Genomic DNA, 15,060 nt, shown 5'->3' on the forward strand with positions numbered 1-15,060 from the left:
GGTGCGGTTCCCCCTAAATTGAACTTGCATGGCGACCTGCTCGAGATAGATTTATGAAAACTAAGGCGGGGTATTATAACAAGAATACCTTAAGGAGAGAGCCCTTAAGGTAAAAACAAAGGCTAGAAGCTGTAGCTGATGTGGGTCATCAAGTGGCTACGGTCTTGTACAACCGTATGGGCAATGCCCCCCGTGTTTTGCGGACCTTGGAAAAAGCCTGCAGCTGAGAACGCACCCGTGTTCAAGCTCAAAGGTTGCCCCATGTAGCTTAGGAAGCCCACACCTGGGTTATAGCCCGCACGGATGACTTGTAAGAACCATTCGAGCTTGATCCCGGCTTTGATGTGTTTGCCAAATTGGTAGTCCAAATACAACGCTAGAGCCTGACCATCCGCACGAGGAGCGGTGGTGTACCTTTCTGCCAACTCCCAGTCAAACTTGCCATACACCGCGCCGGTTTTCACATAAGCAGTGAAAGCATCGGCGTCGGTGATGTTGTTGATAGACGCAAACCCTAGTGAGTAGATACCACCGGTCCATTGTTCGACGCCATCGATCGCTACGGGGTTACCATAGGTACCGATGTTTGGGTTCGGGTTGCCGATGTTATCGTAGATACCAAAGCCCACATTGTAGTTATTGAAGTCCAAGCGCTCTTTAATCAAAATGGTCGCCCCGCCCGGACCTTGTAGCCCGCGCCATTTACCGCCATCTAACCAAGGATCCCAGGTGTTATACCTCGCGGGGGCGTAACGACCATACATGGCGTTGTCCCATTGGTAAACATACATGCCATAGAAAGTGGTCTGGGAGCGAAAGCCCCGACCGCTAAACTCGGGGTTGGTGTCGTAATACATTTTGATCTCAGGAGCGGTGAACACTTCAGGCGCAAACCACACATGCGGGTGGATGGAGAAGTGTTTGTTCACTTGGTAGATCACCCCGACTTTGTGTTCGCCCCAAGGTTTTTCACGATAGATTGGGAACATCCATTGCCCGTCAGCAATACCACGGCCCCAGGAGCTGAACACTTGGAAGGTCAGCTTATTCGTGAGTTTAAACATGCCGTAGAAACCTTGGGTCAACTGGTAGAACCAGTCGATGTCTTTGACTTGCGTGGTGTCGTAACGCCCGGCGATGATCCAAATTTTATCGCTTTTGTATTGGACATTCGCCTTGTAGATTTCATACCTACGCGACTGCCCCGGGGTGTAGGCACTGGCGGGGTAGTAGTTGGGGAACAAGCCGTTCCACTCACCCATAAACATATAACCGATACCCCTAGGGTCGGCTACGCCGCCGTGCTGCATGGCGTATTGGTAAGAGCCTTGCACGGGGTGCGCACTCGGGTCATCGAAAGGCACACAGAAACCGTTTGCGCTGTCCGGACCGTTATAGTTACTTCCACAAGCATTCGCCCAAGACTTCGGTATTTTAATGTCGCTAGCGTATTTATCGTAGCGAGTGTTATCGTAGGGCATGCCCCCTAGCGCACCGCCTAAGGTAAAGCTCCAACCCTTGCCTAAATGCACGGTGCTTTCTAATTTACCCGTCAACTCCACAAAAGTACCGGTTGGGTAAAGCCCCTTCACCGGGTTAATGGGAGAGTTGTTGAACCCCACCTTGGAGAAGTTGATGAGATCGCCATGCACTTCATAGCTGATCGCATCCAACCCACAAACCCCCAAAGAGGAGGAAGCCAGCAAGGCGGGCGTTAGCGCATTGCGCAACTTACGCACCCCCTCCACTAATTTACTCCATCTAGTGTCTTCGTTCTTCTTCATGCCTTGTAACCTTTTTTTCGTTTTATCTTCATTCATTAAGTGCTGCCTTCAAATCGCAGATTGGTAACCCTAGGTATTTAGAGAACTACGCAGAACACCCGCAAAGCCCTAGAACCGGGCTACTCCCGAGACTACGATTGTGTAAGTGCATTCTAATATAGTTTTTGTATTTTTTTTCTTAAAGAAACGCATTTTAATTTAAAAATTTGGTAAATAAATAGAATGTTACTTTAAATATTTTATTAATACTAAGCCTAAAACTTCAAAGTGACATTCGTCATGATATGGCTTCTGTCTTGGTAATTCGCCCTATAGTCGGGTTTATTCCACTGGGGTGCGCCAAAGTAGCCCACTTGGTAGCCCTGGTGCATTTGCACCCCGTAGTATTCGAGCTTAAAGTGTAAAAACACCGCGCGGGTGAAGGCGTAGTCTAAACTGAGAGCCGCAGAGTATTCATTGCTGCGCCCGATGTGCCCTTGCGCATTGCGGTTGGCAAGACTCACGCGTCCAAAAATGTGCCATGCAAACTTTTTATAAATACTGCCCACAGAGCCGTAAATGGTCGTGGTGTTGGCGTTGGTGAGAGCGTCAGCCAGCCCGTCGTAAGCTGTGTTGTCCCAAAAGTCAAACCCGACAATGCTTGAGCTCACATAGTTATTTACATAGGAGGTGTTGTTCCCCATGGGCATGGTGTGGCTGCCTAGGAGGGCATCGGAGTTGCCAAAGGTGTGGTAAAGCCCCAAGATGATCGCCAAGCGGTTCCACCAAAAGGCTTGGCGGATGTTTAAAGTTACCCCGTATTTACCCACATATGAACCATGCTGTAATGAATCCCAAATGCTGTATTGTTTTGTGCTTGGGTCATACCAACCCGAGTCGTAAACGGGAACTGTCACCATTAAAAGGGTTTGGGAGCGAAAGCCCACAAGTTGGAAGTTTTTATTGGTGTCGTAGATGAGCTTAAAGCCTGGGGCGTTGTAGGTCTTGGGCGAGAAGTAAAAAAATGCCTGTGCGCTTAAGTTTTTGTAATCGTAAGTTGCCGTAATGCCATGCCAGCCGTAGTTGATCATCTGCCCGTTTGGTTTTTCATAAGCGGTTGAAGCATAGAATTGGTAAATCCACGAGTTGAACGCCAAGCCCCGCCCATAGGAGCTCCACCACCAAAGTTTGAGGTTTTTAATCGGGCGGTAGTAAAACTCAAAGCCTTGGTTTGACCCGCTCATGAAGTCAATGTTGGCTTCATAACGCCCGATTTTAAAGCCAAACTTATGCTTGTAGTCGTATTGTAAAAAAGCGGTGTCGAGCACATAGGGGCGGGCGTGGTAAGCCCCTGAAAGTTGTGTGAGGTATTTATTGAAGAAATACCCATGCCAACCCCCAATGAAGTTATGCACCACAGAGCCGTAAATTTGTCCATCTTGATCCCTTAGATACTTGGTCGAGTCGTAGGGCAACCCTGCCATCGCCCCCCCTAGGCTGAAGCTCAATTGGTGGTCCGTGGTGTGTTTGGGCAAGAGCCCTATTTTCATTTGGGCAAAGCCGGCGATGTCCACAAAGCTCTCTGTGGGGAAGATGCCGTAAGTGGTGTTGATTTTAGAGTGGTTAAACCCTATTTTAGAAAAGCTGTCTAAACGCCCCGTGATTTTAAAATCAAAGGCTTTGAGGGGGTTTATTAAAAAAGTCAAAGAATAGAGAATGTGGCTTAGTTTGCGTGTGATCAATGCAACCCCTTGGATTTAGTCTTTAAGCTTTTAGCACAGATTTAAGTGGTGTCATACCCATTTTTAGACAGAGTGTGCAGAAGCTCCTATAAATGTTACAAAATGTTACTAAAATTGTGCCTTAATGGCGGTCATTAGATAACTTCTATCTTGGCGGGTGGCGGGGGCACTCGGGTCTTTGGTATACCATTCGGCGATGTTGTAGCCCTTGTGGGTGTCGACTTCATTGTATTCGAGTTTAATGTTCGTTGAAAAATAACGATTCCACTTGATCCCTAAGTTCCATGCTAGGCTTTGTTCATTGGCTCTAGGCGAGAAAGTCAAACGCCCCACAAGCCCCCAAAAGAGTTTTTTATGCACTCCACCCATAAACACAAAACCTGTTACAGCATTGGGTGAGATCATGTTATCCATCAACCCCCCGTAAACGCTGTTGTCGCGGTAGTCGATGCCAATGGGGCTTCCGTACCAGTTGATTTTGGCGTTGGCGTTGCCGAAGTTTTGGAAGTACCCCCCGCCAAAGTTGTATTGGTTATAGTCAAAGCGTTGGCGGATGTATAAACTCACCCCACCCTTACCCAGCATAGAGCCCCGATACCATGTATCGTAGAGGTGTGGGCTGTAAATGGGAAAAATCACCGTCATGTCGGTTAAGGATTTAAAGCCCAACCCCGCAAAGGAGGGGTTGCTGTTGTAGTGGAGTTTCACCCCCGGGGTGGTGTAGGTGTTGGGCGAGAAATACACAAAGCCCACCGCTGAAAAATGTTTTGTGTCATAATTCAAGCCCACAGCGTGGATGCCCAAATCCACCACCTTGCCCTGCTTGTTCTTAGTCGTGATGGGGGCATACCAAGGGCGGATAAACTCGCCCACCGCCAAAGCCCTACCAAAGGAGCTAAACCAGCGCAACTTAAAATAAGGGCGGAATTTATAGGAGGCCTCAAAGCCTTCGGTGTAACCGCTCATAAAAATAGTTTTGGAAAGGTAACGCCCGGCGATGATGGTGAGGGCATGGTGGTAATCGTAGCGCAAAAAAGCGTTGTAGAGCACATAGGGGCGGGCGTGCTGGGTGGATTCAATATTTGATGTTTTCCAAGGGGCGTTGCCTAAAAACCCCCACCAACGCCCAAAATAGTAGTAGATTTTAGATCCATAGAGCTGTCCCGTGCTCTGATCGATTAAGGTTTTGGTGGAGTTGTAAACAAGCCCCCCCAGCCCCCCCCCTAACCCTGCGCTGATTTTATTGTTCTCGTTTTCCCACAAGCTCGCATCCACTTGGGCTTTGAGGGTTAGGGTCATGAAACTTTCTGTGGGAAAAATGCCCTCTTTAGAGTTGATGGGGGAGTGGTTAAAACCGATCTTGGCGACCGATTCACTTGTCCCGCTAAATTTATAATCAAAAGCCCCCATAGAACCCACATAGCACACATAAAAGAGCAAGCCCCTACGGCTCATCTATCTCACCTCTATTGGGTTTTAAGTCTTATTCTACGAGATCAGAGCTTCACCTTAATCTCGGTAAAAATATGGCTTCTGTCTTGGTCGGTGGCAGGCTGATCGGGTAAGAAAGGTCCGTTCCAACCAATTTTATAGCCGTGACGCATGATTTGGTTATAGTATTCCACTTTAATGTCGGCATAAAAACGCTTAGAAAACTCGTAACCGAGGTTAAACGCAAAAACCTGTTCATCCGCACGGGGACCATAGGTCAAACGGCCGATCAAACCCCAAAGCCATTTTTTATACACCCCCCCGCCAAAGAGAAAGGCGGTGAAGGCATTGGAGTCCATCATGTAAGAGAGGGAGTTAATGGTGTTGGCATAAACCGTGTTGTCCCAAAAGTCAAACCCTAGACGGCTCCCGTGGTAGCCGATCATCCAGTTGGCGTTGCCAAAGTTTTGGTAAATTCCGCCCCCAAAGTTGTAGTTGTTGTAGTCAAAGCGCTGTTTGATCATCAAGCTGTGGGCGTTTCTGTGTGAGATCATGCCAAACTGGTAGGTGTCCCAAAAGCGTTTGGCATAAAAGGGGTTTAACACCGTGATGTCGGTTTGGGAGCGCCAGCCAATCCCTTTAAATTTGGGGTTGCTATCATACATCAAAGTAAAACATGGGCTGTATTCGTTGTTGGGCGAAAAATAGACAAAGGGCACCACACTAAAGCCCTTATACTCCCAAGTGATGTAAAAGGCGTGCACCCCGGGGTTGATCTTCTTGCCATCGGCTAGGGTGTAGGTTTTGGGAGAGTAGAAGTTATACAGCCACTCGTTGTAGGCAAAGCCCCGTCCAAAGCAGCTAAACCACCAAAACTTAAAATGGTTTAAATTTAAGGTCATGTCCAGCCCTTGCGTGTAACCACTCATGTAGTCGGCTGGTGATTCATAACGCCCACCCCTGAATCTAAAAATGTTCTTGTAGGAGTAGTCGATGTAGGCGTTGTAGATCACATAGTTACGGGTATTATTGGCATAGCCTTGCACACAATCTGCCGTGTTTACCCCCCCAATGCTTGTGGCATTCGACATGGCTTGTAACTGGGCTGCACTTTTGCCTGCGTAGGATGCTTGGCTTCCTCCCCCTGCCCCATACCAGCACTGCGCCCAAGGCTTTTGCCCCACGAGCCCGCCCCAGTAACCAAAGTAGTTCCACGCCATACTCCCATAGGGTTTGCCCGTAACTTGGTTGATGGTGTCTTTGGTGCCATCATAGAGCAACCCTCCCCCAAAGCCCCCTAAACTGCCCGACATGTGGTGTCCGTTAGCCCGGGCAGCTTTGGGCATGATTTCGGGAAGATCCATTTGTAAATACCCCACAATGGTTACAAAGGTTTCTGTCGGATAAAGGCCCTTATTGGTGTTGATAGGTTTGTTATTGAACCCAATCTTAGAAAACGACTCGACCCCGGCCTTGAACTTGGCAAACTGCTCTAATTGCCGTAGGTCAAAATGTTTCCAATCCATGGAGGAAGCTTGGGACAGAAGACCCAAATAGGCCACTAAACTCTTAGAGAGTAACACAACTTTTTTCATTTTAAATCCTTTTGCTATCGTGAAGTCCTTGGATAGAGCACACCCAAGAACCCTCGTTGTAGAAACTTGTGAGACCAACTCGGTGGGGTTATTGTGTTACCCTGAAGGTACGCCTCGCGCAAAAGAGCATTGCGCGCATCATCCTCCTTCCGCAAAGAATGACCATGATTAGAGAAGAAAGGCTTTGTGGGGATTTTGTCAAGGTTATTGTTATTTTATCCATCAACTCTCCTCAAATCTAAAATTTTCAAGCAAATATCTAAGAATATTTACCCTTGTACGCTAAGGATAGCAAAAATTTGCTTAAGCCCCCCCGATCTCAAACCTCCGTATCCCCTTTGCTTGTCCGTCTAAAACGAAACCATGATGTTTGTGTAAAGGGCACTTCTATCCTGATAGCCACCGCTACAATAAGTTATACAGATTTGATTGTTCAAGCCGGCTTGGTAGCCCTTGTTGGTGTGCACCCCATAGTATGCAAGGTCGACCGTTGCTTTGAGGTATTGGTTGAAGTTGTAGCCTAGGGTGAGCATGTAGCGGCCCTCCCATGCCACGGGTGCGCTTGTCCACTGCCATTGCATCCGCCATGTGAACTTTTTATTAAAATGCGTGGCTCCATAGGCGATCGCCCCTGTTACAGCATTGGCTTTTAAAGCCGTACCCGCCGTGCCCACATAGATGCTATTACCCCCCAAAAGCACACCAGCCGGGTTACCCATGTTGCCCACATAGGTGTTGGGGTTGCCAAAGTTCTTGTAAAAAGTCCCCACAAGGTAGAAGTTATTGTAGTCAAAGCGTTGGCGCAAGATGAGGCTTTGGCCGGTTTGGGTGATGGGCGTGCCGTATTTATACTTCACCGCCCCCGTTGAACCAAAGACCATCCAAGGCTCATACACGGGGAAGATGGCGGTGATGTGGGTGTCTGATTTAAAACCCTTGCCGTCAAAATTAGGGTTGGTGTCCCAGCCGAGCGTAAAGCCCGGGGCGTTGAAAGTCTTGGGCGAGAAGTAGTAGAAGAACTCCGCCAATAATTTATGTTGGTTGTAAATGAGTCTCACAGCATGTGTACCGTAAGAGAGCTTGTAGCCTACAGGGGTCCAACCCCCTTGGGCGTTTTTCACATAGCCCCCGCTGTAAGAGGTTCTAGGGGCATACCAGTTGATTAGAAATCCACCGCTGGCGATCGCACGCCCCCACGAGCTAAACCACACCAAGCGGGCGTGTTTATATTGCCCAAAGACCTCAAAGCCTTGGGTTTTCCCACTTCTGTAGGGCATTGTAGAGGTGTAGCGGCCACCCTTGATGCCAAAGTAATCCTTGTATTGGTACTCCAAAAATGCATCGCTCCAAATGTAGGTACGCGAGTTTTTTCGAATGAAGCTGTCCTTTAGGTTGTCGTCATCGGTGGCGATGGAGTTGTGGTTGCCGTCTAGATATCCATTGTAGTAACCAAAATAGTTGAAGATTTGGCTGCCCCGATCGAGGTTTTTGGTGCTGTCGTAGAAAACGCCCCCGACCATGCCCCCGATCCCACCTTTCAGCACATGGGCGGATTTCTTGGGCAAAAAGCTCATGCTTAAATCCAAATACCCGGACACGGTGGCGTATTGTTGCATGGGGTAAAGCCCTCTCCTGCGGTCGATCTCTCTCGTGTTGAACCCAATTTGAGAGGTCTGCTCGGCACGCCCGCCAAACTTATACTCGAACGCATCCATAGAGGTTGCAAAAAACATCAATGGTCCACAGACATAGGTTAGAACGGAGAAGTTCGATCTAATGCCTAAACTTTGCCCTTGTCGTTGTTCATGTCTATCTTGCATATTGTCTCCTTGGCTGATCCGAATAGACCGAGTAAAAACCTTCTTTTAGCCCTATTAGAAGTCGTCCTACATTTAGGATTATAAATTGGAAACTCTGTTAGAGTTGCCCCAAGCCCACGCCAAAACCCTAGAAAACAAAGGGACGCTACACAAAGTAACTAAGCCCATAGAGGGCTTTAAACTTTGGTTTATAAGATTTGGGGTTTGTGTGGACTAATTGTAAAATTGCCTAGTTTTCGGTAGAATGGCACTTTTTGATGTGAATTGAAAGATAAGGGGCATGATGAATAAGTATTTTGTAACGGGGCTTGTGTCTTCTATTTTGAGTGTGTGGTTGGTGGCGCATAACTTGCCACAGGACAGAGTGGCGCAAAATACCCCCCACACCCAAAACTTTAAAAAAAATAGCAGATCCACAACCCAAGAGCGGCTCAATGCCCTAAAAAAATTCTCCAATGTGGTGGAACAAGTTGAACGCTACTATGTAGACAAGGTCAGCATTAACGACATTGTGGATAAAGCCATCGATGGCTTGATGACGAACCTAGACGCGCACTCATCCTACTTAACGCCTAAGAAATTCCGCGATTTTAGAGCCCAAACAGAGGGCGAATTTGGGGGGCTTGGCATCACCGTGGGTATCCGCGATGGTGCGCTCACCGTGATCGCTCCCTTGGATGACACCCCCGCCTTTAGAGCCGGGATTAAGGCCGGGGATGTGATCTTGAAGATCAACCAAGAGAGCACTTTAAACATGAGCATTGACAACGCCGTTAATCTCATGCGTGGCAAGCCTAAAACCCCCATTGAGCTCACTTTGGTGCGTAAGAATGAATCCAAACCCATTGTGGTGAAAATGTTGCGCGACATCATTAAGATTAAATCCGTGCACGCCAAAAAAATCGAAGGGACACACTTCTTGTATGTGCGGGTCAATTCATTTGATCGCAATGTGGTTAAAGGGGTGCTCACCGAGCTAAGAAAGGCTAGAAACTTACAGGGCATTGTGCTCGATTTGCGCTCCAATCCGGGCGGACTTTTAAGCCAAGCCATCGATCTATCTAATCTCTTCATCAAGCACGGCATCATCGTGTCGCAAAAAGGACGGGTGAAGGCCGAGGACATTGAATACCACGCCGATGGCAAAGCCCCCTACCCCAATTTGCCCATCGCCGTTTTAGTCAATGCGGGCACAGCCAGCGCAAGCGAGATTGTCTCAGGGGCTCTGCAAGATCACAAACGCGCGGTCATCATTGGGGAAAGCACCTTTGGTAAAGGCAGCGTGCAAACCACCTTCCCCGTGGGTAGGGACGAGGCGATCAAGATCACCATCGCCCGCTACTATTTGCCCAGCGGGCGCACGATCCAAGCCGTGGGGATCAAGCCCGACATTGTGGTGTATCCGGGCAATGTCCCCCAAGATGAAAGCAAGTTCAGCATTAAAGAGGCGGATTTAAAACACCACTTGCAGCAAGAATTACAATCGCTAAACAGCAAATCCGAGAACAAAAAACACGAACATGGTAAAAAGGTTGAGGACAAAGAGAGCAAACCCATCACCCAAAAGGACATCAATGCGGATATTCAGCTAAAAACCGCCATAGACACCCTAAAAGTTTGGGACATCCTAACCGCTCCTAACAAAGAGAGCGCACATAGGTAGACGCTTGTGAGGGCGGGGCTAGCTTGCCTTTTATACTTCTTACTTTGCCTAGTTGGTTTGCAAAGCGAGGAAGTGCGGGCGAAGGTTGTGTATGTCAAAGTGGTGAATTTACAAGATTTGACCAGCAAGCCCGTGTATGTGGGGCAAAGAATCCGCGTACAATATAACTTAATGCTCTTCTCTCAAGCCAAATTTTTAGGGGCAGAGTTAGAAAACCTACCCGACCCTAAAGAGCTCAAACGCCTAAACTTTACCCCAAATTGGGTCGCTTCGGGCACGGACAGCTACAGCACCACTTACAATTACAAGGTTTTAGGCACAAAGGCGGTGATCCCTGCTCTTAAAGTGAGTGCCTTCGTGCAGGATCAAGATTATTTGGATAAATCCAGTGCGCCCGCCATCCCTTTGCAAGTGGTTGACCTCTCAGCACACCCTAATTATGTGGGCGTGGTGGCAACAAACTTTAGCGTTACCGGCTACAAGGTCAAAGAATACGACACCACCCACAATATTCTCGTCTTTGAGTTGCAAGCCAAAGGCGCAAATTTAGAAGATTTTAAAATCCCCGGCGAATTCAAACAAGGCTTTGAGGGCAGCCATTCAGGTACGGATAATGTCAGTGGGGTTTATTATTGTATTTTGCCAAAGAGCATGCAAAGCTTGTCTTTTAATTATTTTTCCTTGCAAGAGGCACAATTTAAGGAATTGCATTTTTCTTTAATCCCCATTGAAGAAAGTGTGAGCACACAGAGCAACCTAAAGCCTAAGAACAATTTACTGCTCTTTTCAAACATCTTTTTAATGGGCTTGTTGCTTGTGGTTATAGTGTGCTATTTTCTCACAAGTTATAAAAACACGGCATTGGTCGTGGCTATTTTGCTCATGGGGGTTTTGCTGTGGAATGTCCTTTCCACCTACCGCACAGGGGTTTTAAGAGCTAATGCAACGATTAAAATCTTACCCACGCAAAATTCAACTTTGCTCTTGATCCCCAAGCAAGCCCTGCATGTCAAAATCATAGGCGAGCATGCCAAATACTATAAAATCATGACAGATGATGAGAAAATCGGTTGGGTGAGGAAGGAAGATGTGGAGTAGAATCCGAGGCATTTATACGCTCTTGGTCGTGGGTTTGGGGCTAGGTTTCATCATTTTAATGAACTTTCTAACCCGTAAACACAACAATTCCCGCCAAACCCGTAAATGGTGTCGCTCTTTTTTCTTTTTAGTGCATTCCCCCTTAGAGAAAATCGGGGAGTTTGATTTAAGCGCAGATTTGATTGTGCTCAACCACCAAAGCATCATCGACATCATTTGCCTAGAGGCTTACCACCCCCGCAACATTTGCTGGGTCGCCAAAAAAGAGCTGGGCGATATGCCCTACTATGGCTACGCACTTAAAACTCCTGAGATGATTTTAATCGACAGAGAGGATCGGCGCGGATTAGCCTCTTTGCTTAAAATTGCCAAAGAAAAGCTAGAGCAAGACCGCCCCTTGGTGATCTTTCCCGAGGGGACAAGAAGCCGTGGGCTAGAAAAATTCTTGCCCTTTAAGCCGGGGGCTAAGGTTTTAGCCGAGAAGTTACATTTAAAAATCCAGCCCATACTCTTACTCAACACCCGCAAGATTTTTAACACCAAGCCCATAGAATCGCAAGCTACGCATTTACGCATGGTGCTCATGCCCGCCTTCACCCCCGATTTAAGCACGGATTGGTACACCAAATTAGAGCAGGACATGCAAGCCGAGTATCAAAAACACTACCACGAACTCAATGGTTAGGCTTGCATTTTTATAAAATCTGTGCTAGAATGCGGACTTTTGGGGTGTTAGCTCAGCTGGGAGAGCGCAACGCTGGCAGCGTTGAGGTCAGGGGTTCGATCCCCCTACACTCCACCACTCCCTAAAATCTAAAAACTTTGGTTATTTACTCAAGAAGTCAGCGATCGCTGTGGCTTTGTCGGTTTGCTCCCAACTAAACCCTTCCCGTCCAAAATGCCCGTAAGCTGCCGTTTGGCGGTAAATGGGGCGTAAGAGGTCTAAACTTTCAATGATCCCCTTTGGGGTGAGTTTAAAAAGCGCACGCACGCACGCCTCAAGGTCTTGGGGGGTATAAATGCTTGTGTGGTGGGTGTTGATGTAGACAGACACGGGGTCCACAATGCCGATCGCATAGGCGAGTTGCACAGTCGCCCGCTTACACACCCCGCTAGCCACCAAATTTTTAGCGATGTAGCGCGCCATGTAAGCCGCGCTGCGATCCACCTTAGAAGGATCTTTGCCGCTAAACGCCCCACCCCCGTGTGGGCAAGAACCCCCGTAAGTATCCACGATGATCTTACGCCCCGTAAGCCCTGCATCGCCTTGCGGCCCGCCGATGACAAATTTACCGGTGGGGTTGATGTGGTATTTGATGTTGTCGTTTAAAAACTCCTTAGGCAAGACTTTATACACGATCTCTTCAATCACCGCTTCGCGTAGGTGCTTTTGGTCGATCTCGGGGGAGTGTTGGGTAGACACCACGATCGTGTCGATGCCCACGGGCTCATGGCCCTCGTAGCGGATCGTAACCTGCGCCTTGCCATCGGGGCGCAAAAAGGGCAAGGTCGCGCTTTTTCTAGCGTTGGCAAGCCCCAAAGTGATGGCGTGCGCAAGGCTAACGGCTAGGGGCATGAGTTGGGGGGTTTCGTTACAAGCATAACCAAACATGATCCCCTGATCGCCCGCCCCCACTTCGCCATCCAAGCGATCCACGCCTTGATTAATGTCCGGGCTTTGCTCGCCAACCCCATTGAGCACTGCTGCGCTGCGGTAATCAAAGCCATAGAGCGCGTCCGTGTAGCCGATGTCTTTGACAACTCCCCTTGCGATCTCTTGCATGGGAGCATAAATCTTGGTCTTGAGCTCGCCCGTGATGATACAAAACCCATTGGCGAGTAAGGTTTCACACGCCACGCGGGCGTTTTTATCCCGCTCAATGATATAATCTAAGACGGCATCGCTGATTTGATCCGCCATTTTGTCCGGATGTCCCTCTGTAACCGACTCGGAGGTAAAAAGATAAGAGCTCATAAGTCCTCCTTATTAGTTGATCGCATGGCTTGCGTTATTTCATTTGTGCCGCCACTTCGGCCGCAAAATCCTCGCTTTTCTTTTCAATCCCCTCGCCCACTTCAAAGCGGATAAACTCCACAATGCGGATTTCATCGTTGATTTGTGCGCTTCTCTCATCTAAGATTTGTTGGATGGTCTTTTTATCATCCATCACAAAGAATTGCCCAAGCAAGGTCAACCTTTGGTCTAGTAGGGTGTTGTCGGCGATGAAGCGCTCCATTTTGCCAGGGATGATTTTATCAAAGATTTTTTCAGGCTTGCCTTGATCCCTTAGCTCTTGTTTGTAAGCCTCCTCTTGCTTGGCTAAAATGTCCTCTGTCAGTTCGGCTTTACTTACATAGGTGGGGATGTGTTTTAAAGGCTTACCTAGCCTCTTTGCCTCTTCATTTTCCTTTTCAATTTCTGCCACTAAAGCTAGTTTTTCTTTGGCGATGAAGTCGGGGCTAAAGGCCTTGTAATCTAAAACTACGGGTTTCATGGCAGCCGCATGCATGGCAATGTGCTTGGCTAACTCGCGCAATTTATCGGCGTTTTTGGGGTCTTTGTGGGCGATTTTGATGATCGCACCTACGCGGTGGTTGGCATGCAAGTAGCCATTGAGCACTTCATTAGCCCCCGCTTGCACGCAAGCCAAACGGCGCACCACGATGTTTTCCCCGATTTTAGCCACCGCAGCGTGCAAGTAGGACTCGTAAGCCTGCCCCTCGATTTGCAGTTGGTATAACTCTTTGGTGTCTTTGGGTTGTTTGTCTTTGGCAAGCTCTAAAGATTTTGCTACAAGGGCTTTAAAGTGGTCGTTTTTGGCGACAAAGTCGGTTTCACTATTGATCTCTAGCATGGTCGCTTGGGTGCTGTCCGCGGCAAGGGCGATCACACCCTCAGCTGCCACACGATCGGCTTTTTTGATCGCCTTGCTTAAGCCCTTTTCACGCAAATATTCCACAGCCTTTTCTAAATCTCCCCCGCACTCCACAAGGGCTTTTTTGCAATCCATCATAGGTGCGTCTGTCATTTCCCTCAGCTGTTTAACTTGGGCGGCACTAACATTACTCATTTTCTACCCCCTCTTCTTGGGCAATTTCCTCCAAAATTTCCTCTTTCTCTACCTCGCTAGCTGCCTCCACATCTTCCGCCACTTCCTCGCTGCGTCCCACAAGCTCACGCCCCTCTGTGATCGCCTCTGCCATTTCTTTACAGAAAAGGCCGATGGAGCGGATCGCATCGTCATTGCCCGGGATCGGGTAATCCACCAAATCGGGGTCGCAATTTGTGTCTAAGGGGGCAATGATGGGAATACCTAAACGGCGTGCCTCAGCCACAGCGATTTTTTCCTTCACCACATCCACGATGAACATCATATCGGGCATTTTTTTCATGTGGCGTACCCCACCTAGATATTTTTCAAGCTTTTCTTTTTTGCGTAAAATCATCAGCTTTTCTTTCTTGGTGAGCAGGTCGATCTGCCCGCTGCTCTCCATTTCCTCCATGATTTCTAGCTTGCGTACAGATTTTCTAATGGTGCTAAAGTTTGTGAGCATGCCGCCTAGCCAGCGGTAATTGACATAGGGGACATTGACTTGCATGGCGTATTCTTTGAGCGCATCGCTGGCTTGTTTTTTGGTACCCACAAACATGATCGTTTTGCCCTCTGCGCTCGCGTCCCTCACGATATTGTAGGTGTAGCGGAAGTAACGCAAGGTTTTTTGCAAGTCGATGATGTGGATGTTCTTACGCACCCCAAAGATAAAACGGGCTGTTTTGGGGTTCCAACGCCGTGTTTGGTGCCCGAAATGCACCCCACACTCTAATAAATCCTTCATTGTGATCATACTTAACTCCTTAAAGTTTGCCGCCACGCTCCCTAAAAACACTTTAAGGCGGGGCGTGTGTGATTTTGCATAAAGCAAGTGGCTATTCTAGCGTGAAAAGAA

General features: G+C 48.2%; 12 protein-coding genes and 1 tRNA gene. 5 read left to right on the plus strand and 8 right to left on the minus strand.

What is annotated here, in order from left to right:
* Positions 1–122: 122 nt before the first annotated feature.
* The 5 genes from QSJ47_RS01545 to QSJ47_RS01565 all read right to left on the minus strand — a co-directional run bounded on the left by QSJ47_RS01545 (position 123) and on the right by QSJ47_RS01565 (position 8,264).
* Positions 123–1,784 (minus strand): outer membrane family protein, encoded by a 1,662-nt coding sequence (locus QSJ47_RS01545; protein ID WP_260321607.1) that lies wholly within the window; start codon positions 1,782–1,784, stop codon positions 123–125.
* Between the two features lie 254 nt (positions 1,785–2,038).
* Positions 2,039–3,505 (minus strand): outer membrane family protein, encoded by a 1,467-nt coding sequence (locus QSJ47_RS01550; RefSeq protein ID WP_285602208.1) that lies wholly within the window; start codon positions 3,503–3,505, stop codon positions 2,039–2,041.
* Positions 3,506–3,613: 108 nt separating this feature from the next.
* Entirely contained in the window at positions 3,614–4,960 is a 1,347-nt protein-coding gene (locus QSJ47_RS01555; RefSeq protein WP_285602209.1) for an outer membrane family protein, read from the minus strand.
* Positions 4,961–5,001: 41 nt separating this feature from the next.
* Positions 5,002–6,531 carry an outer membrane family protein gene (locus tag QSJ47_RS01560; protein WP_221271984.1) on the minus strand — a complete coding sequence of 510 codons (1,530 nt, stop codon included), beginning with the start codon at positions 6,529–6,531 and terminating at the stop codon, positions 5,002–5,004.
* Positions 6,532–6,881: 350 nt separating this feature from the next.
* Positions 6,882–8,264, minus strand: coding sequence for an outer membrane family protein (locus QSJ47_RS01565; protein ID WP_221272528.1), 1,383 nt, complete (start codon positions 8,262–8,264; stop codon positions 6,882–6,884).
* Positions 8,265–8,436: 172 nt separating this feature from the next.
* Between QSJ47_RS01565 and QSJ47_RS01570 the strand changes: the two genes are divergently transcribed.
* The 5 genes from QSJ47_RS01570 (at position 8,437) to QSJ47_RS01590 (ending at position 11,914) form a co-directional block, all read left to right on the plus strand.
* Positions 8,437–8,568, plus strand: a complete 132-nt coding sequence (locus QSJ47_RS01570; RefSeq protein ID WP_285602210.1) for a hypothetical protein — start codon at positions 8,437–8,439, stop codon at positions 8,566–8,568.
* A gap of 66 nt (positions 8,569–8,634) precedes the next feature.
* The gene (locus QSJ47_RS01575; protein ID WP_285602211.1) at positions 8,635–10,014 is read left to right on the plus strand and encodes a S41 family peptidase; all 1,380 of its coding nucleotides are present in this window, start codon (positions 8,635–8,637) and stop codon (positions 10,012–10,014) included.
* 72 nt (positions 10,015–10,086) lie between these two features.
* Positions 10,087–11,112, plus strand: a complete 1,026-nt coding sequence (locus QSJ47_RS01580; protein ID WP_260321609.1) for a hypothetical protein — start codon at positions 10,087–10,089, stop codon at positions 11,110–11,112.
* Positions 11,102–11,797 (plus strand): 1-acylglycerol-3-phosphate O-acyltransferase, encoded by a 696-nt coding sequence (locus QSJ47_RS01585; RefSeq protein ID WP_221271986.1) that lies wholly within the window; start codon positions 11,102–11,104, stop codon positions 11,795–11,797. Before QSJ47_RS01580 ends, QSJ47_RS01585 begins: the two co-directional genes overlap by 11 nt.
* 41 nt (positions 11,798–11,838) lie before the next feature.
* Positions 11,839–11,914, plus strand: a tRNA-Ala gene (locus tag QSJ47_RS01590).
* A 24-nt stretch (positions 11,915–11,938) separates the two neighbouring features.
* Here QSJ47_RS01590 and metK read toward each other — a convergent pair.
* The 3 genes from metK to rpsB are packed head-to-tail and all read right to left on the minus strand — an operon-like array spanning position 11,939 to position 14,958.
* Positions 11,939–13,087: a methionine adenosyltransferase gene (gene metK / locus QSJ47_RS01595; protein WP_221271987.1), complete on the minus strand. Its 1,149-nt coding sequence runs from the start codon at positions 13,085–13,087 to the stop codon at positions 11,939–11,941.
* 34 nt (positions 13,088–13,121) lie between these two features.
* Complete coding sequence (tsf, locus tag QSJ47_RS01600) at positions 13,122–14,183, minus strand: translation elongation factor Ts (protein WP_285602212.1); 1,062 nt, start codon at positions 14,181–14,183, stop codon at positions 13,122–13,124.
* A complete protein-coding gene (gene rpsB, locus QSJ47_RS01605) occupies positions 14,176–14,958 on the minus strand; it encodes a 30S ribosomal protein S2 (RefSeq protein WP_221271989.1) in 783 nt (260 codons plus the stop codon). Before rpsB ends, tsf begins: the two co-directional genes overlap by 8 nt.
* Between the last annotated feature and the right edge of the window lie 102 nt (positions 14,959–15,060).

The organism is Helicobacter sp. NHP22-001 (assembly GCF_030270165.1).
Classification (GTDB): domain Bacteria; phylum Campylobacterota; class Campylobacteria; order Campylobacterales; family Helicobacteraceae; genus Helicobacter; species Helicobacter gastrofelis.